Raw genomic sequence first — 19,020 nt, forward strand, 5'->3', positions numbered from 1 at the left:
ATGAGCGACAAACAAGCCGTGGCCCCGCGCGTTGGCGTGGTAATGGGGTCCAATTCGGACTGGGAAGTGATGAAGAACGCGGCCGCCATTCTGGCCGAGTTCGGGGTGCCGTACGAGGCGCAGGTCGTCTCGGCGCACCGTATGCCGGACGACATGTTCCGCTACGCCGAAGCGGCGCGTGAGCGCGGTCTGGTCGCGATCATCGCCGGTGCCGGCGGTGCCGCGCACCTGCCGGGCATGATCGCCGCCAAGACGACCGTGCCGGTGCTGGGCGTGCCGGTGCCGAGCAAGTATCTGCGCGGCGAAGACTCGCTGCTCTCCATCGTGCAGATGCCCAAGGGCGTGCCGGTCGCCACCTTCGCCATCGGTGAAGCGGGCGCGGCCAACGCGGCCCTGTTCGCTGTCTCGATGCTGGCTGCCGACGACAAGACGCTTGCCGACAAGCTCGACGCGTTCCGTGCGAAGCAGACCGAAGCGGCGCGCGGCATGACCTTGCCCGCGCTGTAAAAGAAAAGAACGTCCCTGCTACCGTCTGCTTCCGACCGAAGATGAATTCTGCCTCCGCTGCGCCTGTCCTTCCCGGCCAATGGCTGGGCATGCTGGGCGGCGGCCAACTCGGCCGCATGTTCTGTTTTGCCGCCCAGTCGATGGGTTACAAGGTCTGCGTGCTGGACCCGGACCCGCGTTGTCCGGCCGGCGCTGTCGCTGACCGCCTGATCGTCGCCGATTACCGTGACGAGACGGCGCTTGCCGAACTCGCCGCGCTGTGCCCTGCCGTCTCGACCGAGTTCGAGAACGTGCCGGCTCAGTCGCTTGACTTCCTCGCGCAAACCACGACCGTGAGCCCGGCGGGCCGCTGCGTCGCGATCGCCCAGGATCGGGTCGCCGAGAAGCGCTTCATCGAGCGCTGCGGCGTGCCGGTGGCGCCGCATCTGGTCATCGAATCGAACGAGGGGCTCGCCGCCATTGGCGACGCCGCTATCGAGAGTGTGCTGCCGGGTATTCTGAAGACGGCGCGTCTCGGTTACGACGGCAAGGGGCAGGTGCGTGTGAATACGGCTGCCGAGGCCCGCGATGCTTACGCCGCACTTGGCGGCGTGCCGTGCGTGCTGGAGAAGCGTCTGGCGCTGGCATTCGAAGTGTCGGTGCTCAGCGCTCGCGGCGCAGACGGCACCGTCGCGACCTATCCGCTCGCGCAGAACGTGCATATCGACGGCATTCTCGCCACCACGACGGTGCCCGCGCCCGATGCCGCCCCGGCATTGGCCGATGCCGCGCGTGCGGCGGCTGCCGCGATTGCGTCGCAAATGGATTACGTGGGCGTGCTGTGCGTCGAGTTCTTCATTCTGAAGGACGGTTCGCTCGTGGCGAACGAAATGGCGCCGCGCCCGCACAACAGCGGTCATTACACGATCGATGCCTGCGCATCGAGCCAGTTCGAGCAGCAAGTGCGCGCGATGGCCGGGCTGCCGCTCGGTGAGACGCGTCAGCACTCGCCGGCGGTCATGCTCAACGTACTCGGCGACGTCTGGTTCGAAGGACCGGCCAAGGACCTGCCGCGTACCCCCGCGTGGGCCGACGTAGCGGCGCTGCCTTCCGCTCGCCTGCATCTGTACGGCAAGGAAGACGCGCGCGTGGGCCGCAAGATGGGTCACATCACGTTCGCAGGCGCATCGCTCGACGAAGCGCGCAATGCGTGTGTGACGGCGGCCGCAAGCCTCGACATCCCGCTGGAAGACTGAGCGATGGCAACGTCCACGACGCCTGCCGTGCCGCGTATCGTCATGCCGCCGGCCGAAGCTATCGCACAAGCGGCAGCGCAACTGGCCGCCGGTGAACTGGTCGCCTTCCCGACGGAAACGGTCTACGGCCTGGGCGGCGACGCCGAGAATCCGGCGGCCGTGGCGGCGATCTACGCGGCGAAAGGGCGTCCGGCGAACCATCCGGTCATCGTGCATTTTTCTCCGGACGGCGATGCCGGCTACTGGAGCGACGACGTCACGCCTGCAGCGCGCAAGCTGATGGACGCGTTCTGGCCCGGTCCGCTCACGCTCATCCTCAAACGTGCCCCGCACATTCCCGATGCCGTGTCCGGCGGTCAGGATTCCGTGGGTTTGCGTTGCCCGTCGCATCCGGTGGCGCAGGCGTTGCTGCGCGAGTTCGAGCGCGTGAAGGGCGGGCAGGGCGGTGTGGCCGGTCCGTCGGCCAATCGTTTCGGTCAGGTGAGCCCGACGGCCGCACAACACGTGCGCGACGAGTTTGCCGGGTTGCCGGGTATCACCGTTCATGTGCTCGATGGCGGCGAGGCTGCCGTCGGGATCGAATCGACGATCGTGGATCTCTCGCGTGGGTTCCCGGCGCTGCTGCGCCCCGGCCACATCACGCCCGAGCAGATCGCCGAGATGCTGGGCGAGATGCCGCGTCTGCCCGGACAGGACAGCAATGCACCGCGTGCCTCGGGCACGCTCAAGGCGCATTACGCGCCGCGCACGCCGCTGTATCTGTGCGACGCCGCGCAATTCGCGGCAGCGCTGGCCGTGCATCCGGCGGGCGAGCGCGTGGCGGTCGTGGCGTTCGCGCCAACGCTGGCGACGCTGCCGTCCGCCGTGACCGCATCTGATGACGTGATGACAATCGTGCTGCCGCCAACACCGACGGCGCTCGCCTCCGATCTGTACGCGATGTTGCGACGCCTCGATCGTGCCAACGTCACGCATATCCTCTTCGAACGTCTGCCCGACACGCCCGCGTGGGCGGCTGTGGGCGATCGCCTCGGCCGCGCTGCGGCGGCATTCGAGCGCGCCTGAGGCGTACAAGCGCTGAAGCGGCTGTCCCGCCATTCGATGCGGGGCGACACCAAGGCTTCACCCCACAGAAACGTCAGAGGTGCTTCTGCACGGCGCCGACACCCGGTGCCTGTGCATCGGGCGTCACCACTTCCCCTGTCCCCGAGCCGCCAGCGCCGCTGCCCGTCGCAGCGCCCGCATGCGCCACCTGCCACGCGTGCCGCCACTCCGGCGGTCCGAACAACGCCATCCACTTGTTGCGCCACCCGGGCATCGTGAAGACGTCGCGCGCCATCGTGCGCCATTCGTGAAACGTCAGCGTGATCGGATTGTGCGTGTGGATCTGGTCGACGATGCCGTACTCGCATGGCTCGGCGTCGCTTTCCTCGATGTACGATCCGAAGAGACGATCCCAGATGACCAGCACCCCCGCGTAGTTCCTGTCGATATAACGCGGATTGCGTGCGTGATGCGCTCGATGAATCGACGGCGTGTTGAGCACGTACTCCAGCCAGCCGAGCTTGGGAATCGCCTGCGTATGCACGAAGAACTGGAACGCGAGATTGAGCAGCACCACGCCGACGATCTGCACGGGCGTGAAGCCGATGAGCGCCATCGGCGTCCAGAACAGCCACATACCGGCGACGGGATACATCAGGCTTTGCCGGAAGGCCGTCGACAGATTCAGACGCTCCGACGAGTGATGCACGACATGCGCCGCCCATAGCCAGCGAATGCGATGACTGGCGCGATGAAACACGTAGTAGAGGAAGTCCTGCACGACGAAGAGGAGTAGGAAGCCGAGCCATCCGGTGGGCATCGTGTAGATGCGGTGATGGTCGTACAGCCACGCGTAGAACGGCACGATGAGCAGCCAGGCCAGCTTGTCGGCGCCTTGATGCATGAGCGCGAGCGTGGCGTTGCTGAGGGTGTCCCTGAGGCTGTACATGCCAGGGCGGCGGCGTCGCCAGTACCAGGCCTCGATACCGATGCACAGCACGAATACCGGCGCGAGCGCCAGCAGGATCAATTCGACGTTCATGACCTCGCGTCTCCTCACGATAGGGTCATCTGAACCGGTGTCCCCGCATCTCGTAGGGTTGGCGCGGGTGGCACCGATGGAACGTCTATTCTGACGCGAATGAGGCGCGTCGGCGGCGGGGTTAGAGGAAAACGTCAAATACGCGACGTAAGCCCGATATGCCGAATTTTCATGCGGACTCAAGGGCTTGCGGACTTACGACGCGACGCGGCCTCGTTCCAGGGTTCAGGGCGCGTTCTCGAACACCCACGAGATCAGCGCATCGTTGAAGGCTCGCGCGTTGCTCGCACGCGGGTCGTTGACCAGCGAGACCACCACGTACACGCTGCCCGAGCGCGCCGCGACATAGCCGGCCACGGCACCGACATCATCGAGCGTACCCGTCTTGATGTGGGCGTTACCCGCCACGTCGCGATTCGTCAGACGATTGCGCATGGTGCCGTCCACGCCGACCGTCGGCATCGACTCGACGAGCACCTGCCCGGTCGGACTGTTGATGCCGTGTTGCAGCAAACGTCCCAGCTCTGCTGCGCTGATGCGCTCGATGCGCGACAGCCCCGAGCCGTTCTCCACGACGAGGCCCGGCGCGGCGAGATCGTTCTTGTCGAGCCAGCGATTGAGCACCTCGCGCGAGCGTGCAATGCTCGCGGGCGTCTTGCCGTCGGCAGGCAGGCCCAGCGTGAGGAACAACTGGCGCGCCATCACGTTGTTGCTGAACTTGTTCATGTCGTGCACGACTTCGCCCAGCGTCTGGCCGCGATGCGTGACGAGCAGACGTGCGCCCGGCGGCACGACGCCTGTGCGCACATTGCCGTTGAACTGTCCGCCCGAGGCTTGCCATAGCGCACGGAAGCCGCCAAGGAAGAAGCGGTCGCGATCCGGTGCGGCAATGTTCCATCCCTTGTCTTCGCACGACGCCGGGTAGGTCCCGGAGAAACTCGCCACGTAGGCGCCGTCGGGTGTGGTGCTCAGCGTGGGATGAATGCGAGTGAGCCAGTCGCCGCAGTTGCCGGCGGCCGTCGACGACATCTCGTTCGAGACCTGCAGATTGGCCATCGGGGGCAGCACGCCGACATCGACGGTGCCGTTCGGGTTGCCCGTGAAGCTGAACGACATCGCCTTGAACGAGTACAGCAGCGGGTCCGGCGAGACGTTGTACGGACGGTCGGTGTCGCCGTCGATGGGGCCTTGCGCACCGATGTCCGAGCTGTACGCCGAGCGGTCGAGCACGATATCGCCGTTGATGTTCGTCACCCCCGCGTTATGCAGCTCGGCGATGAACTTCTCCATCTCTTCGGGCACGAGCTTCGGATCGCCGGTGCCTTTGAAGTAGAGATTGCCATTGAGCGTGCGGCCATCCGATTGCCCGTCGGTGTACGCCTGTGTGCGCCAGCGGTAATCGGGGCCGAGCGTGTCGAGGGCGGCAATCGTCGTGACGAGTTTCATCGTCGACGCCGGATTGCGGGGCACGTTCGGATTGAGCGCGAGCATCGGCGCCGGCACCGCGCCGCGCGTTTGCAGCGGGTTGTCGACCTTGGCGACGATCAGGCTGATGTGCGACGCCGGTACCTTGCTGGCGGCGAGCGCGCGCGCGAGCGGCGCGGGCAACGCCGTGGCACGCGCGGGCGTGACCGGCACCTTCGGCACCTTGGCCTTCACGAGTCTGGTCGACTTCGCGGACTTCGCCGACTTCTCGGGCCTGGCCTGCGCAGGGGCACTCACAACCATCGCCAGCGCCAACGCGGCGCAGCAGGCGCGCGCAATCTGACGGGGGCTGACGACCTGGAGACGGGGCATTTCGGAGGAAGCGAACGCGAGGGAAGCAGAGCGAAGCAGCGGCGAGGAATGTCGGGGCAGGCGAGGGACGCGCATGACGGGCGAGGTTCTCCAGCGTTGCGTGCGGTGCTTTTCGGATGACTCGGGGTGACGCTCGGAATGCACGACAGACCGGAGTCGGGCGATGCACACGCGGCAACGCAGTTAGGCATAAAGGTAGGCCGCGAGTGCGTCTGAGCGCGCGGCGCGTGCGTGCCATTGTAAATCCGCCGTGCAACGAACTGTGGCTACAATGAGTCGAAATCCGGCAATTGTCACTCGAAGACAACATCACGCAACGTGGCATGCGTTTTATACGATGCGACGCGCTGAGCCCGGACAACGCCCCAAACGGTGCCTGAACCATGCGAATTTTGTTGGTGGAAGACGATACGATGATCGCCACGGCGGTCTCGAAAGGTCTGCGCCAGGACGGCTGGACCGTCGACCATGTCGGTGACGGGCAGCGTGCACTCGATGCACTTTCCGTCGAGTCCTACGACGCTTTGCTGCTCGATCTCGGTTTGCCGCGTCGCGACGGCATCGACGTGCTGCGCACCCTGCGTGGGCGCGGTCAGACGTTGCCGGTGCTGATCGCCACGGCACGCGACGCCGTGGCCGATCGCGTCAAGGGACTCGACGCTGGCGCCGACGACTACCTCGTCAAGCCGTTCGATCTCGATGAGCTGGCCGCGCGGCTGCGCGCGCTGGTGCGGCGTCAGGCGGGACGCAGCGAGCCCTTGCTGCGGCATGGCGGCATCGTGCTCGATCCGGCCACGCGACAGGTCACGTGTGACGGCGCACCGGTCGTGCTCTCCGCGCGTGAATATGCGGTGCTCGAAGCATTGCTCAATCGCCCGGGCGCGGTGCTGTCCAAATCGCAACTCGAAGAGCGCATCTACGGATGGGGGGAAGAGGTGGCCAGTAACGCCGTCGAGGTGCACATTCACGGCTTGCGCAAGAAGCTGGGCGCAGAGGCCATCCGGACGGTGCGCGGCGTGGGCTACATGATGCCCGCGCAAATGTCGCCCGCCGGGCCGCAGGAAGGGGCTGCACCGGCCTCCGGCACGGCGTCGGAGGCGAATTGATGCGCTCGATCCGCCGTCGTCTTCTTGTCGGGTTGCTGATCACGCTGGCGATAGCGCTGGTGCTCGCGGGCATCGCCATCTTCCGTCAGGCGCGTACCGAAGCCAACGAGTTGTTCGACTTTCAGTTGCAGCAGATGGCGTTGTCGCTGCCCGCCGAATCGTTCTCGAGCGTGCCGGGTGAACACAACGACACGGAAGGGCTCGTCATTCAGATCTGGAGCCGCAATGGGGTGGAGCTTTACTACTCGCACCCGCGCACGCCGCTGCCACCGCGCGCCGAACTCGGTTTCACCACGGTGCAGACACCCGCGGGTGACTGGCGCGTCTACGCCGCGCTCGTGGGCGACAACGTCGTGCAACTGGCGCAGCCGATGGTCATCCGCGATTCGCTCGCTGTCTCGATGGCGCTACGCACCTTGTTGCCGCTGGTGATCGCCATGCCGCTGCTCGGGTTGCTCGTATGGATCGTCGTGGGACGCGGCCTGCGGCCGTTGCGTCGCGTCACCAAGGCGCTCGACGCGCGTGCGCCCGGCGCATTGGAGGCGTTCCCCGAGGCAGGGTTGCCGGACGAAGTCCGTCCGCTGGTGCGCGCGCTCAACAGCCTGCTCGGCAGACTCGACGAAGCGCTCTTGCAGCAAAAGGCGTTCGTTGCCGATGCCGCGCACGAACTACGCACGCCGCTGGCCGCGCTGCAACTTCAGGTGCAACTGCTCGAACGCGCGCAGACGAACGAGGAGCGCGCCGAGGCGATGCGCGATCTGCGTGACGGTGTGCGGCGCTCGTCGCATATGGTCGCGCAGTTGCTCACGTTGGCGCGTCAGGAGCCGGATGCCACGCGAGCGGCATCGGCGTTCGTCGACATGCCGCTCGCGCCGTTGCTGCAAGACGTGGTGGCGCATCACGCGGCGCTGGCCGTGGCACGTGGTATCGATCTGGGGCTCGATGCGCCGGATGCGCTCGCGGCGATCAGTCGCGTGCGCGGCGATGCGAACGCGTTGCAGACGCTCTTCGGCAATCTCGTCGATAACGCGCTGAAGTACACGCCGCCCGGCGGACATGTGGATGTGCGTCTGGTGTCGGCGACACAGTCTCCGGTCGTCGAAATCGAAGACACCGGGCCGGGCATTGCGCCTGCCGAGCGAGAGCGCGTGTTCGATCGCTTTTTCCGTGGTGGTGCGGCGTCGGTGGAGGCGGCTTCGCCATCCGCCGGGGCCACGCAGGAGGTGCCGTCCTCAGCGAGCGCCGAGCACGACAACGCAGCGCCGCGTGCGCAAGGCAGCGGTCTGGGTCTTGCCATCGTGCGCAACATCGCGCAAGCGCACGGGGCGAGCGTGGAGTTGTTCGATGGACGCAACGGTCGGGGGCTACGTGTGCGCGTGAGCTTCGGCGGTGCGACGTCGGTGCCGCCCGCGCTCTGATGACTTTGGCGTGACGGGGGTGGTCTCGCGCGGCGCAGGCATGACCTCGCCCGACACCGCGCTGACGACGTACGGCGGCACGCATCGGCATGTTATCGACGCGAAAGTCGACGTGAATGTCGAGGTGTTTATCCGCGCGTCACATCCGTGACCTTGTCGTGCTCGATGGTGAGCGTGCGGCGATCCGGCCGGTGGTCGCGCGTGGTCGGCATGGCCTTGCCATCCTGCATGCCGATGCGCCACGGGCATCCTTGCAGCATCGATTTCGCTTCGGTGAGCGACTTGCCGACGATCGCCTGATCGGACGGCGAATCCTTCGAGCAGGCGCCGTTCTGCCCCTGCATCTGACCGGACATCTGTCCTTGCATCGGCGTCGAATCCGCCGGTCCCTGCGTACCCGTCCCATTGCCGGATGCCGCCTGTGCCGACACGGCGAACGTCAGGCACACGGCGGCGCCGGCGGCCCCCATCCAGCGAGTGGTCCGGCGGAAGTTGCGATCGGATTGCGTAGGCATCGTGATTCTCCTGTAGACGAAAAACCTGCGACGCGGAATTGCGCCACTGTGCCACCGTAGACAGCGGTGCCTCGCATCCGCAAGGAGAACCACGTGAGCCGTGCCTTCAAACGCCTGAAGCCGTAACGCATAGCACGCAGCACGAGTCGAATTGGGTTTCGATGGGTGACGTTTTGAGGTCGACGTCCGATGTTTTGCCGGCATTTCGGCAGGAAGCTGGCTCTTAAGGTTGTCTTAAGGGAGCGTCTCTACGATGGCAGTCATGTTCAAACGTGGTTAAACAGAGTTGTCGGTAAGGAGAGACTCATGCGGACCTCAAAGCTCACTCGTACGCTAGTTGCTGGTGCTGTGCTCGTCGCGTTGACGGGCGGGTACGTCGCGGGACGTCAGCATTGGCAGGCGCCGCTCGCCTCGGAGATGGTCAGCGATGCCAGCGCGGCAAGCGGGGCAGCGGCCACGCCCGTCGCCAACGTGCAAAACGCTCCGAACACCGCGCCGCGCATGCTTGTGCCGGACTTCTCGCAACTGGCGGAACAATACGGACCGGCCGTAGTCAACATCAGTGTGACGCACGATGGGAAACCTTCGGCGCAACGTGGCTCGGCTGCGAATCAACTGCCGCCGGGCATGGATCCGAACGACCCGCTGTTCCAGTTCTTCCGTCACTTCTATGGCGCGCCCGGTAACGACGGCGGCGACAACGGCGACGGCGACGACAGCAGCGGGCCGACGCGCAGTCTCGGCTCGGGCTTCATCGTGAGCCCGGACGGCTACATCCTCACCAACGCGCACGTCGTGGACGATGCGAGTCAGGTGACGGTGAAGCTCACCGACAAGCGCGAGTACAAGGCGAAGGTCGTGGGTAGCGACAAGGCGAGCGACGTGGCGTTGCTCAAGATTGCCGCGACGGACCTGCCGACCGTGAAGATCGGCGATCCGTCGAAGTCGAAGGCCGGCGAGTGGGTCGTGGCCATCGGTTCGCCGTATGGCTTCGACAATACGGTGACGGCGGGCATCGTCTCGGCGAAAGCGCGTGCGCTGCCGGACGAGAACTACACCCCGTTCATTCAGACGGACGTGCCGGTCAACCCGGGTAACTCGGGCGGTCCGCTGTTCAACCTGAACGGTGAGGTCATCGGCATCAACTCGATGATCTACTCGCGTACCGGCGGGTTCCAGGGCTTGTCGTTCGCGATTCCGATCGACATGGCCATGAAGGTCAAGACGCAGTTGCAGCAGTACGGCAAGGTGAGTCGCGGTCGCATCGGCGTCGCGATTCAGGAAGTGAATCAGTCGCTCGCGAAGTCGTTCGGTCTGCCCAAGCCTACGGGGGCGCTCGTGTCGTCCATCGACAAGAGCGGACCTGCGGCGAAGTCGGATCTCAAGCCGGGTGACGTGATTCTCGCGGTCAACGGCACGACCATCGACGATTCGGTGCAGTTGCCGGAGAAGATCGCGGATATGCGCCCCGGGCAGACGGCGACCCTCACGATCTGGCGCAACGGCGCGAAGCAGGACGTGAGTGTGAAGGTCGCAGCGCTCAACGAGAAGAAGGACGCTGCGAATGCCGACGATTCCGCCACGCACGGGCGTCTGGGGCTGGCGGTGCGGGAGCTGTCGCCGGAAGAGAAGCGTTCGGCGCAGGTCACGAACGGGCTGTTGGTCGCGCGTGCCGGCGGTCCGGCGGCACAGGCCGGTGTGGAGGCGGGCGACATCATTCTGTCGCTCAACGGCACCCCGGTCACCAGCGCCGCGCAACTGAGCGATAAGCTCAAGAAAGCGGGCAATAATGTCGCGTTGCTCGTACAGCGCGACGGGCAACAGATTTTCATCCCGGTCGATCTCGGCTAAACGTCGCGAAGACCGCCAAGGGATGCCATGCGCTACCTGAGTACCGAGGCCGCAACCTCGGTACGAACCGGCATCGTGAAGTCATGCAAGGGGAGGTTGAACATGTGGCAGAACCAATGGCAACGCTGGACGGTGGCTGCGGCCACCGCCGCAGCACTGACGGGTGGGCTGGGCGGCATCTCTATCGCTCATGCACAAGGCGGTACGCTGCCCCCGTCGATGCAGCAGGGCAACGTGACATACGTCTCGGGCGGTATCGACAGCGACGAGTCGGGGGCTTTCAAGCGTGAAGCGTCGCGCTGGCCGCTGTCGATCGAGATGGCGGCACGCGGCGATGGTGCGAACGAATACGTCGCCGATGCGCAGGTGCAGATCATGCGTGGGGGCACGACCGTGCTCGACACGCGTTCGAAAGGTCCGTTCATGCTGGTGAAGCTGCCCGAAGGCAACTACACCGTGAAGGCGACCTACAACGGCAAGCCCATGACGAAGGATGTGAAGGTTTCGGCCAAGGGGCACGCCGTCGCAACATTTCTGTGGCCGCACGACTGATGTGCCGATCGGTCGGGCAGGTGAAGTTCCACGGATGACGAGGTAACCCAGGCAGCACCGAGCAGTACCACTCTGCAACGAGTGAGCGAGTTGCGCCGCCATGTCCATCATGGCGGCGCTTTTTTTTGTGCGGGAGTTTGTGCAGGAATGGGCGGGCAAACCTCGCCCGGTGCCGATGTCAGTCCCTTGAATCGGGCCGCGCGAATCAAGCCACGCGAATCAGGCGGCGCTGCGGCACTCGGCGGAAGCGTTGTCCCGCGGTTCGTTGCTGTCGGCATCCTCGTCGCCATCGCGGCGGACGGCGAAGGTTTGCGTGACAGCGATGCCGTTCTTGATGGCCGTCATCTCGGCCAGGATCGCCACGGCGATTTCGGCCGGTGTGCGCGCCCCGAGATGCATGCCGACGGGGCCGTGCAGACGCTCGATCTCGGTCGTGCTCAGATCGAACAGCGACAACCGCTCGCGACGCCGCGCATTGTTCACGCGCGAGCCGATGGCGCCGATGTAGAACGCCGGCGATTTGAGCGCTTCGAGCAGCGCCATGTCGTCGAGCTTCGGGTCGTGTGTGAGCGTGAGCACGGCGCTGTGCGAGTCGAGTTGCAGGCGCACGATGAGGTCGTCCGGCATCTCGCGCGACAGTTCGGTGCCGGGCACCTGCCATTCGTCCGCATACTCGGTGCGCGGATCGCACACGATCACGTGATAGTCGAGCGCACTGGCCATGCTGGCGACGTACTTCGACAACTGTCCTGCACCGATCACGACCAGCCGATGACGCGGGCCGTGCGAGGTAATGAGGCGTTCACCGTCGAATTCGACCGACGGCGTCTGGTGACCCGGCGCCATGCGCACCGCGCCGGTTTTCATGTCCAGTTCCCGCACCACGAGACGGAATTTTCCGATGGTGTCGAGCAGCTCGGCGATGCGCGAGCTCTCGCGCACCGGTTCGAGCACCAGTTGCAGCGTTCCGCCGCAGGGCAGGCCGAAGCGATGCGCTTCCTCGGCCGTCACGCCATAGCTCGTGACCTGCGGCCGATCCTGCGGCCAGTCGCCGCCACGAATGCGGAGGATGAGGTCATCCTCGACGCAACCGCCCGACACGGAACCGACCATGTGGCCGTCTTCACGGATCGCGAGCATCGAGCCCACGGGACGCGGGGCCGAGCCCCAGGTGCGCACAACGGTACCCAGCGTGACGAAAAAGCCTGCGCGGGTCCACTGTACGGCGGACTTCAGCACTTCCAGATCGACACTGTCCATAGCACGCTTCCTTCGCCAATACGCGAGCGGCGGCCGTCGATCCACAGGCCGAATGAGGCGTGGTTTCCGATGGGGCGCCGCTCAATGTGATGCGGCGAGTATATCTCGCCTTGGCTCGCGCTGTATTTCAGGGGATATTCCGGTTGTCGGCGCGACGCGAGCGCGACATGGGGGCGACGTGGGGTGGTGTAAATCGCCGGACGGTAACTCGTGTCACAATAGTTCGATGTTCGAGACAAGGCCACGACAACTCCGTACAACGCTGAAGGCGGGACGAGCGTCCGTACACAACGGATACCAGGGAGAGGGGCAATGGAACTTCGAAACAGCCGGCAACTGCCGGTCGCCAGAGACGTCGCGTGGATTGCCCTCAACGATCCGGGCGTCTTGCAGGGATGCATTCCGGGATGCGAATCCATCGAGCGGCTCGACGACACGACGTGGACAATCGTCGTGGCCGCGACGCTCGGCCCGGTGGGTGGCCGCTGGACCGGTCGCATCAAGCTCACCGATGTCGTTGTGCCGACCTCGTACACACTGAATTTCGACGGACTGGGCTCGTCTGCCGGGCTCACGCACGGCCGGGCTGTCGTCTCGTTGCAGCCGCAAGGACCGATGAACACTTTGATCACGTATGACCTGAAAGCGCAGTTCGGCGGTGAGTTTGCCGGGCTCGACACGCCGCAGGTGGACGGCGCTGCCGTCAAACTTGCCGACGAGTTCTTCCGGCGCCTGACGGCGGCCATTGCGCCGCATCACAAACTGAACGACCCCGTCGCGGCTGATGGCGAAGTGGCCGCTGCGCTCGCCACGGACGCCGCGATGCGCGACATGCCGTCCACGCGCGGCAAGATGGCGCGCTGGTGGCCGTGGGCGGCGGCGCTGCTGATCCTGATTTTCATCGTGATGTGGGGCAATCATGCCGGCTGAGCGACGTCAGGAGAAGGGGATGGGTGCGTCGGACGCGGGACATCCGGACACGGGCGACGACACGGCTCGCGACGCGCTGGCCCGTGAGCTGCTCGCCACCGCCGAGGCGCTGGAAGCGGCGGGCAAGGAACCGGTCATGCCGGGCGTGGCGGGATATGACGTGCGCGTGCGCATTCGTGACGGCGAGACGCCGGTGTTCGGTCCGGGGCGTCTGACGCTGCTGCGCGCCATCGACGCAACCGGCTCGATCTCGGCGGCGGCGCGCCGCATGAACATGTCGTACCGCCGTGCGTGGCTGCTGGTCGAGGCGATGAACCACGAATTCCGCGAGCCGCTCGTCACGCGGCATATCGGCGGGGTGTCCGGCGGCGGGGCGCAACTCACGCCGTTCGCGCAGAACCTCGTCGCGCATTACGACACGCTCATCAAGGAAATCCGCGCGTTGCTCGACGCCCACGTGCCGACCTTCGACGCCTATCTCAAACGCGAGAGCGGCGAGAGCGTCGATCCGGACCCGGCGTCCTAGGGGGAGGCGCCTCCCGCGCCCCACGCAACACCGTTTTTCATCCGTTATTCCCCGATTTCAACGATTTTCACGAAAACGTTAAGTTTTTGTGAGGACTTTGGCATCGCTGCGACGCGACACTAACTCCATCGAAAGACACCTCTGCGATGGAGATTCCGATGTCCACCTTGACGAAGTCAGTGCCGCCTGCGGCACAGCCTCCCGTGCGGAGTGCACCCGTCCAGCCCGCCTGGCTGCGTGTCACGCACTGGCTCAATGTGCTGGCGGTCATCGTGATGATCATGAGTGGCTGGCGCATCTATAACGCGTCGCCGATCTTTGCGTTCCGCTTCCCGAACGAGATCACCCTCGGCGGCTGGCTCGGCGGTGCGTTGCAGTGGCACTTCGCCGCCATGTGGCTGCTGGCCGCCAACGGCCTGATCTACCTGCTGCGCAACCTCACGAGCGGCCGCTTCTCCCGACGCTTCTTCCCGCTCACGCCGCTGGGCATCGTGCGCGATCTGTTCGCCGCCCTGCGTGGCCGTCTGACGCATGACGACCCCCGTCACTACAACCAGGTGCAACGCGCCGCCTATCTGTTTGCGGTGCTCGATCTCATCCTGCTCGTCGCTTCCGGGCTGGCGATCTGGAAGCCGATCCAGCTCGGCTGGCTGCTCGTGCTCTTCGGCAGCTTCCAGGGGGCGCGACTGGTGCATTTCCTCGCGATGGCCGGACTGGTGGGTTTCATCGTGATTCACGTAGCGATGGTGGCGCTCGTGCCGCGCACGCTGCGAACCATGATCACCGGGCGCTAAGCCCATCAGCGCACCGACAGCGAAAGACTAGAGAGACGGACGGCACTGCCATGACCTCAGAACGCAAACCCTACATCATGACGCCCAATGCGCCGGTCATCCAGGACGGCGACGCGATTCTCCGCGAGGCGCGCGCGCTGGTGTCGCGCCGGGTGACGGAGCCTTCGCGACGGGCCTTTCTCACGCGCACACTGTCGCTCGGCGGCGTGGCAATGCTCTCGGGTTGTTCGCTCGATAACAACGCGAGCGTGGAATCGGCGCTGACCAAGATCTCGCGCTGGAACGATCGTGTGCAGGCCGCACTGTTCCGCAAGGACGCTCTGGCTCCGACGTTCCCCGCATCCGCCATTACCCGGCCGTTCCCGTTCAACGCGTTCTATTCGATCGACGAAGCGCCGGTCGTGGACGAAGCGGATTACCGGCTGGAGTTGTCGGGACTCATCGCGGACAAGGCGCCGTGGCGGCTCGACGCCCTGCGCGAGTTTGCGTCCGTGCGGGCGGCCGAGCAGATCACACAGCACATCTGCGTGGAAGGGTGGAGCGCCATCGGCCGCTGGGGTGGCGTGACGTTCGCCGACTTCCTGCGCCGCATCGGTGCGGATACCACGGCGAAGTACGTCGGCTTCAAATGTGCCGACGACTACTACACGAGCATCGACATGCCGACGGCGCTGCATCCGCAGACGCTGCTCGCGCTCACGTATGACGGCCAGACGCTGCCGCGGGAGTACGGCTTCCCCATGAAGCTGCGCATGCCCACGAAGCTCGGCTACAAGAATCCCAAACATATCCAGGCGATCTACGTGACCAACACGTACTCGGGTGGGTACTGGGAGGACCAGGGCTACAACTGGTTCGGAGGCAGTTGATGCGAAAAGCCGGGGGCGTCGAAGCCCTTCGGTGCGCATGACTGCACGACTTAGGAGACGGACAGGAACGTCTCACTGGAAATTTCTCACTCTAGGAGTAACAGCAATGAAGACGCGATATCTGGCAGTGATGGCAATGGGTCTGGCACTCGGCACGGGCGCAGCCTTTGCGCAGGACGCCATGAGCAAAGGTGACGCGATGTCGAAGGGCGACGCGATGGCCAAGCACGATGCGATGAGCAAGGGCGATGCCATGGCCAAGCACGACGCGATGAGCAAGGGCGACGCCATGAAGAAGGGCGACGCGATGAGCAAGGGCGACGCCATGAAGAAAGGCGACGCGATGAGCAAAGGCGACGCCATGAAGAAGGGCGATGCGATGAGCAAGTAAGCTCGTCGTCGTGGTACAGCGACAAGGCGTCGCAACGGGATTCCGTTGCGACGCCTTGTGCTTTTTCTCTGATGCGAATGGCTCGCGCGGCGCGAGTCCGCTCAACGAGTCAGGGCGACCGACTTGATCAGCAGATACACGTTATGCCCCGGAGTGAGGCGTAACTGGTCTGCGGAGAAGCGTGTGATGCGCGCACGCAGCGTGACACTGTCGTCACCGGTCAGCGTTGCCGTGACCTCGACCGAGTCGCCCAGATCCCGCAGCGCGCACACGATGGCGGGCAATACGTTGAGTACGCTGGTGTCGACCGGGGGTGACGTGGCCACGGCGACATCGCGCTCGCGCACGAGAATGCGACATGCGTCGCCCGCCTTGCCACCGGCACGCGGCACACGCAGCCGGATCGCGTCGTTGCCGTTCACGGCCAGTTCCGTCAGACCGTACTGCGCATCATGCGCGACGATGCGCGTCTCCAGCACCGTGCCCGGCGACTCCGCGGTGCCGTCGAGCGCGTCGCGATGCACGTTGAGCACGTCGGCCGGGGCGCCTTGCGAGATCGTACGTCCTTCCTTGAACAGCACCACCTGATCGGCCAGCCGCATCACTTCGTCCAGCGAGTGCGTGACGTACAGCACCGGCAACTTCAACTCGTGACGAATGCGGTTCAGGTAGTCGAGCACTTCCATGCGTCGCGCGTGATCGAGGGAGGCGAGCGGCTCGTCCATGAGCAGCATGCGCGGGCACGACAACAACGCGCGGCCGATGCCCACACGCTGCTTCTCTCCGCCCGACAGCGCGCCGGGACGACGGCTCAGCAAATGCCCGAGGTTGAGCACGTCGACCACGTGTTCCAGCGCAATGGCGCCGCTGCCGGCGGCGGCCACGTCGCGCCGTCTCAGCCAGCGGCCGAAGAGCAGGTTCTGGCGAACGGTCAGATGCGGCAGCAGTCGCGCGTCCTGAAACACGTAGCCGATGCGACGACGCCAGGTCGGCAGAGCGACACCGGCGGCGCTGTCGAAGAGCACGTCGTCGCCCACGACGATGCGCCCGGCATCGGGCCTGAGCAGCCCGGACACCGCATTGACCACCGTGCTCTTGCCGCTGCCGGACGGCCCGAACAGTGCCGTCACGCCCATACCGGCGGCGAACTCGGCGTCGAGCGAGAAGTCGCCGAAGCGATGCTTGAGACGCACTTCAACCGTCATAACCGAGCGCCTTGCGATTGCCGAAGCGGATCATGACTTCGGAGAAGATGAGTGTGGCGACCGCGAGCACGACCGAAATCGCGCACAGGCGCCAGACCATCGCGTCGCCATCGGGGACTTGCGTGGCCGTGTAGATCGCTAGCGGCAGCGTTTGCGTTTGCCCCGGAATGTTCGAGACGAACGTGATCGTCGCACCGAATTCGCCGAGCGCGCGGGCGAACGCCAGTACGAAGCCGTGCAGCACGCCGGTGGCGGTGAGCGGCAACGTCACGGTGATGAACGTGAGCCAGGGGCCGGCGCCGAGCGTTTGCGCGGCCTGTTCCAGCTTGGTGTCGGACGCTTCCAGCGCCTGCCGGATTGCCCGGACAAGCAGCGGGAAACCCATCACACCGGCGGCCAGCGCGGCACCCGTCCAGCGAAAAGCGAACGTGAAGTGAAACCACTCGCGCAGCAATTTGCCGATGGTGCCTTGCGCGCCGAACAGCACGAGCAGCGCGAAGCCCACGACGACCGGTGGCAGCACGAGCGGTAAATGCAGAATGGCATCGAGCAGCGCCTTGCCGGGAAAGCTACGGCGCGCGAGCAGCCAGGCGGCAGCGTAGGCGAAGGGCAGGCTGCAAAGCGTGCCCCACAGACCTACGCGCAGACTGAGTTCGACGATGCCCCATTCTTCCGGGGTCAGGCCCATGACGATGATTTCCGTGGTGCTTGTTGCGCGTGTTGCGCTTGTTGCGTCAGCAGTGTCCGCACAATGCGCTTACGGACGGCTGAAGCCGAAACGCTGGAACGTTGCCTGCGCCGTGGGCGTTTGCAGGAATTTGTAGAACGGATCGGCATCGGCGCGGTTGGCCTGCTTCGTCACGGCCACCGGGTAGACGATCGGCGCATGGCTGTCGGCCGGGAAGGTGCCGGCGATACGCACGCGTTTTTCGGCATTGGCGTCCGTCTTGTAGACGATGCCGTAGGGGGCTTCGCCACGCGCGACGAGCAGCAGCGCGTTACGCACGTTGTCGGCGGCGGCGACCTTGCCCTGCACCTTCGACCAGATGCCGAGCTTCTCGAGGGCGGCCTTGCCATAGAGGCCAGCCGGCACGTGTGCGGGGTCGCCCATGGCGAGCTTGCCGTTCGGCACCTGCGCCAGCTTGGCATCGAGGTCCGCGCCCGACTTGAGATCGACGTCGCCCGTGGTCGTGGCCGGCGCGATCAGCACCAGTTCGTTGCCTAGCAGATTGCGACGCGTGCCGGTGTCGATCAGGTCGTGTTTCTGCGCGTAGTCCATCCAGTCCTGATCGGCGGAGATGAAGACGTCGGCCGGTGCGCCTTTTTCGATCTGGCGGGCGAGCGTCGAGCTGGCGCCGTAGACCAGCACCGGCTTCTTGCCCGTTTCCTTGGTGTAGGCAGCCGACAGGTCGTCGAGTGCGTCTTTCATGCTGGCGGCGGCAAACACTTGCTGGGCCGCAGCGTGGCCGGCAAACAACAGGCTCGTGCCGACGGCGGCAACGCTCAGAACGCGGCGCAGCATTGTGCCGGCGCTCAGGGTGGCTTGGGACTTCGGGCTAACGGTGACGGTGGTTGCGACAGCAGCTTTCACGAAAGTGGTCTCCAGCGTGTGGTGGGCAAGGCAGGCTCGATGATCGGCGCGAATGACGGTGACGTTGCGGCGGACTTCCCGCTCGATCCCCCTCGATCCCCTTCGAATTGCCGCGAGCCGGCGCATGGATACGGTCGGGCAGCGAGGCCGGACCTTCGGTTGCACGGGGTGCGCAACGCGTTGTGTAGGATTATATATAACGCTGCCACGCTGTACAGGTATACGCCGTATCACGGCGCTCGAATGCCGTCCGGCGCGGCGACGCCGCGCACCGAATCGAAAAAATCGGGACAGTGTGCACATATTCCAGACATCGCGGCGCGAGCGCGCGGCAGGTGTCGGCGTGATGAGATACGGGAAAGCGGGGAAGCGGGGGCGGTGCGAGCG

Annotated in this window: 19 protein-coding genes; 12 read left to right on the top strand and 7 right to left on the bottom strand. The window is 65.3% G+C overall.

Annotated features, from left to right (window positions below):
• The 3 genes from purE to A9762_RS14115 are packed head-to-tail and all read left to right on the top strand — an operon-like array spanning nucleotide 1 to nucleotide 2,807.
• Entirely contained in the window at nucleotides 1-507 is a 507-nt protein-coding gene (gene purE / locus A9762_RS14105; protein WP_069342641.1) for a 5-(carboxyamino)imidazole ribonucleotide mutase, read from the top strand.
• Nucleotides 508-548: 41 nt separating this feature from the next.
• Nucleotides 549-1,742 (top strand): 5-(carboxyamino)imidazole ribonucleotide synthase, encoded by a 1,194-nt coding sequence (locus A9762_RS14110; protein ID WP_069342642.1) that lies wholly within the window; start codon nucleotides 549-551, stop codon nucleotides 1,740-1,742.
• Between the two features lie 3 nt (nucleotides 1,743-1,745).
• Complete coding sequence (locus tag A9762_RS14115) at nucleotides 1,746-2,807, top strand: L-threonylcarbamoyladenylate synthase (RefSeq protein ID WP_069342643.1); 1,062 nt, start codon at nucleotides 1,746-1,748, stop codon at nucleotides 2,805-2,807.
• Between the two features lie 73 nt (nucleotides 2,808-2,880).
• Here the strand turns inward: A9762_RS14115 and A9762_RS14120 are convergent, their stop codons facing one another.
• Together A9762_RS14120 and dacB are read right to left on the bottom strand one after the other, a co-directional pair.
• Nucleotides 2,881-3,828 (bottom strand): sterol desaturase family protein, encoded by a 948-nt coding sequence (locus tag A9762_RS14120; RefSeq protein ID WP_240493560.1) that lies wholly within the window; start codon nucleotides 3,826-3,828, stop codon nucleotides 2,881-2,883.
• A gap of 225 nt (nucleotides 3,829-4,053) precedes the next feature.
• Nucleotides 4,054-5,625, bottom strand: a complete 1,572-nt coding sequence (dacB, locus tag A9762_RS14125; protein ID WP_069342644.1) for a D-alanyl-D-alanine carboxypeptidase/D-alanyl-D-alanine-endopeptidase — start codon at nucleotides 5,623-5,625, stop codon at nucleotides 4,054-4,056.
• A gap of 383 nt (nucleotides 5,626-6,008) precedes the next feature.
• Here dacB and A9762_RS14130 point away from each other — a divergent pair, with 383 nt between their 5' ends.
• Nucleotides 6,009-6,731 carry a response regulator transcription factor gene (locus A9762_RS14130; protein WP_170836239.1) on the top strand — a complete coding sequence of 241 codons (723 nt, stop codon included), beginning with the start codon at nucleotides 6,009-6,011 and terminating at the stop codon, nucleotides 6,729-6,731.
• Nucleotides 6,731-8,149: an ATP-binding protein gene (locus tag A9762_RS14135; protein ID WP_069342645.1), complete on the top strand. Its 1,419-nt coding sequence runs from the start codon at nucleotides 6,731-6,733 to the stop codon at nucleotides 8,147-8,149. Before A9762_RS14130 ends, A9762_RS14135 begins: the two co-directional genes overlap by 1 nt.
• Before the next feature lie 128 nt (nucleotides 8,150-8,277).
• On the opposite strand, the gene A9762_RS14140 is transcribed toward A9762_RS14135, so the two are convergent.
• Nucleotides 8,278-8,664, bottom strand: a complete 387-nt coding sequence (locus A9762_RS14140; protein ID WP_069342646.1) for a hypothetical protein — start codon at nucleotides 8,662-8,664, stop codon at nucleotides 8,278-8,280.
• Nucleotides 8,665-8,970: 306 nt separating this feature from the next.
• On the opposite strand from A9762_RS14140, the gene A9762_RS14145 reads away from it, so the two are divergent.
• A complete protein-coding gene (locus A9762_RS14145; protein ID WP_069342647.1) occupies nucleotides 8,971-10,515 on the top strand; it encodes a DegQ family serine endoprotease in 1,545 nt (514 codons plus the stop codon).
• A gap of 102 nt (nucleotides 10,516-10,617) precedes the next feature.
• On the top strand, nucleotides 10,618-11,067 hold the full coding sequence (locus tag A9762_RS14150; protein WP_069342648.1) for a carboxypeptidase regulatory-like domain-containing protein: 450 nt from the start codon (nucleotides 10,618-10,620) through the stop codon (nucleotides 11,065-11,067).
• A 219-nt stretch (nucleotides 11,068-11,286) separates the two neighbouring features.
• Here the strand turns inward: A9762_RS14150 and A9762_RS14155 are convergent, their stop codons facing one another.
• Entirely contained in the window at nucleotides 11,287-12,327 is a 1,041-nt protein-coding gene (locus A9762_RS14155; protein WP_069342649.1) for an XdhC family protein, read from the bottom strand.
• 312 nt (nucleotides 12,328-12,639) lie between these two features.
• On the opposite strand from A9762_RS14155, the gene A9762_RS14160 reads away from it, so the two are divergent.
• From A9762_RS14160 to A9762_RS14180, 5 genes are all read left to right on the top strand, one after another.
• Nucleotides 12,640-13,257, top strand: coding sequence for a CoxG family protein (locus A9762_RS14160; RefSeq protein ID WP_069342650.1), 618 nt, complete (start codon nucleotides 12,640-12,642; stop codon nucleotides 13,255-13,257).
• A gap of 19 nt (nucleotides 13,258-13,276) precedes the next feature.
• Nucleotides 13,277-13,783 (top strand): winged helix-turn-helix domain-containing protein, encoded by a 507-nt coding sequence (locus A9762_RS14165; protein ID WP_240493561.1) that lies wholly within the window; start codon nucleotides 13,277-13,279, stop codon nucleotides 13,781-13,783.
• Nucleotides 13,784-13,941: 158 nt separating this feature from the next.
• A complete protein-coding gene (locus A9762_RS14170) occupies nucleotides 13,942-14,577 on the top strand; it encodes a cytochrome b/b6 domain-containing protein (RefSeq protein ID WP_069342695.1) in 636 nt (211 codons plus the stop codon).
• A gap of 50 nt (nucleotides 14,578-14,627) precedes the next feature.
• Nucleotides 14,628-15,446: a molybdopterin-dependent oxidoreductase gene (locus A9762_RS14175; RefSeq protein ID WP_083253925.1), complete on the top strand. Its 819-nt coding sequence runs from the start codon at nucleotides 14,628-14,630 to the stop codon at nucleotides 15,444-15,446.
• 106 nt (nucleotides 15,447-15,552) lie between these two features.
• The gene (locus A9762_RS14180) at nucleotides 15,553-15,837 is read left to right on the top strand and encodes a hypothetical protein (protein ID WP_069342651.1); all 285 of its coding nucleotides are present in this window, start codon (nucleotides 15,553-15,555) and stop codon (nucleotides 15,835-15,837) included.
• A 101-nt stretch (nucleotides 15,838-15,938) separates the two neighbouring features.
• On the opposite strand, the gene modC is transcribed toward A9762_RS14180, so the two are convergent.
• From modC to modA, 3 genes are all read right to left on the bottom strand, one after another.
• Nucleotides 15,939-17,042, bottom strand: a complete 1,104-nt coding sequence (gene modC / locus A9762_RS14185) for a molybdenum ABC transporter ATP-binding protein (protein WP_069342652.1) — start codon at nucleotides 17,040-17,042, stop codon at nucleotides 15,939-15,941.
• Nucleotides 17,032-17,730 (bottom strand): molybdate ABC transporter permease subunit, encoded by a 699-nt coding sequence (gene modB / locus A9762_RS14190; RefSeq protein WP_069342653.1) that lies wholly within the window; start codon nucleotides 17,728-17,730, stop codon nucleotides 17,032-17,034. Before modB ends, modC begins: the two co-directional genes overlap by 11 nt.
• 69 nt (nucleotides 17,731-17,799) lie before the next feature.
• Nucleotides 17,800-18,633, bottom strand: coding sequence for a molybdate ABC transporter substrate-binding protein (gene modA, locus A9762_RS14195; RefSeq protein ID WP_240493562.1), 834 nt, complete (start codon nucleotides 18,631-18,633; stop codon nucleotides 17,800-17,802).
• Nucleotides 18,634-19,020 lie beyond the last annotated feature (387 nt).

It is taken from the genome of Pandoraea sp. ISTKB, assembly GCF_001721285.1.
Classification (GTDB): domain Bacteria; phylum Pseudomonadota; class Gammaproteobacteria; order Burkholderiales; family Burkholderiaceae; genus Pandoraea; species Pandoraea capi.

What these genes read in the sequence shown, in the direction of transcription:
- purE (WP_069342641.1), top strand. Translation starts at nt 1, where the DNA reads ATGAGCGACAAACAAGCCGTGGCCCCGCGCGTTGGCGTGGTAATGGGG.
- A9762_RS14110 (WP_069342642.1), top strand. Translation starts at nt 549, where the DNA reads ATGAATTCTGCCTCCGCTGCGCCTGTCCTTCCCGGCCAATGGCTGGGC.
- A9762_RS14115 (WP_069342643.1), top strand. Translation starts at nt 1,746, where the DNA reads ATGGCAACGTCCACGACGCCTGCCGTGCCGCGTATCGTCATGCCGCCG.
- A9762_RS14120 (WP_240493560.1), bottom strand. Translation starts at nt 3,828, where the DNA reads ATGAACGTCGAATTGATCCTGCTGGCGCTCGCGCCGGTATTCGTGCTG.
- dacB (WP_069342644.1), bottom strand. Translation starts at nt 5,625, where the DNA reads ATGCCCCGTCTCCAGGTCGTCAGCCCCCGTCAGATTGCGCGCGCCTGC.
- A9762_RS14130 (WP_170836239.1), top strand. Translation starts at nt 6,009, where the DNA reads ATGCGAATTTTGTTGGTGGAAGACGATACGATGATCGCCACGGCGGTC.
- A9762_RS14135 (WP_069342645.1), top strand. Translation starts at nt 6,731, where the DNA reads ATGCGCTCGATCCGCCGTCGTCTTCTTGTCGGGTTGCTGATCACGCTG.
- A9762_RS14140 (WP_069342646.1), bottom strand. Translation starts at nt 8,664, where the DNA reads ATGCCTACGCAATCCGATCGCAACTTCCGCCGGACCACTCGCTGGATG.
- A9762_RS14145 (WP_069342647.1), top strand. Translation starts at nt 8,971, where the DNA reads ATGCGGACCTCAAAGCTCACTCGTACGCTAGTTGCTGGTGCTGTGCTC.
- A9762_RS14150 (WP_069342648.1), top strand. Translation starts at nt 10,618, where the DNA reads ATGTGGCAGAACCAATGGCAACGCTGGACGGTGGCTGCGGCCACCGCC.
- A9762_RS14155 (WP_069342649.1), bottom strand. Translation starts at nt 12,327, where the DNA reads ATGGACAGTGTCGATCTGGAAGTGCTGAAGTCCGCCGTACAGTGGACC.
- A9762_RS14160 (WP_069342650.1), top strand. Translation starts at nt 12,640, where the DNA reads ATGGAACTTCGAAACAGCCGGCAACTGCCGGTCGCCAGAGACGTCGCG.
- A9762_RS14165 (WP_240493561.1), top strand. Translation starts at nt 13,277, where the DNA reads ATGGGTGCGTCGGACGCGGGACATCCGGACACGGGCGACGACACGGCT.
- A9762_RS14170 (WP_069342695.1), top strand. Translation starts at nt 13,942, where the DNA reads ATGTCCACCTTGACGAAGTCAGTGCCGCCTGCGGCACAGCCTCCCGTG.
- A9762_RS14175 (WP_083253925.1), top strand. Translation starts at nt 14,628, where the DNA reads ATGACCTCAGAACGCAAACCCTACATCATGACGCCCAATGCGCCGGTC.
- A9762_RS14180 (WP_069342651.1), top strand. Translation starts at nt 15,553, where the DNA reads ATGAAGACGCGATATCTGGCAGTGATGGCAATGGGTCTGGCACTCGGC.
- modC (WP_069342652.1), bottom strand. Translation starts at nt 17,042, where the DNA reads ATGACGGTTGAAGTGCGTCTCAAGCATCGCTTCGGCGACTTCTCGCTC.
- modB (WP_069342653.1), bottom strand. Translation starts at nt 17,730, where the DNA reads ATGGGCCTGACCCCGGAAGAATGGGGCATCGTCGAACTCAGTCTGCGC.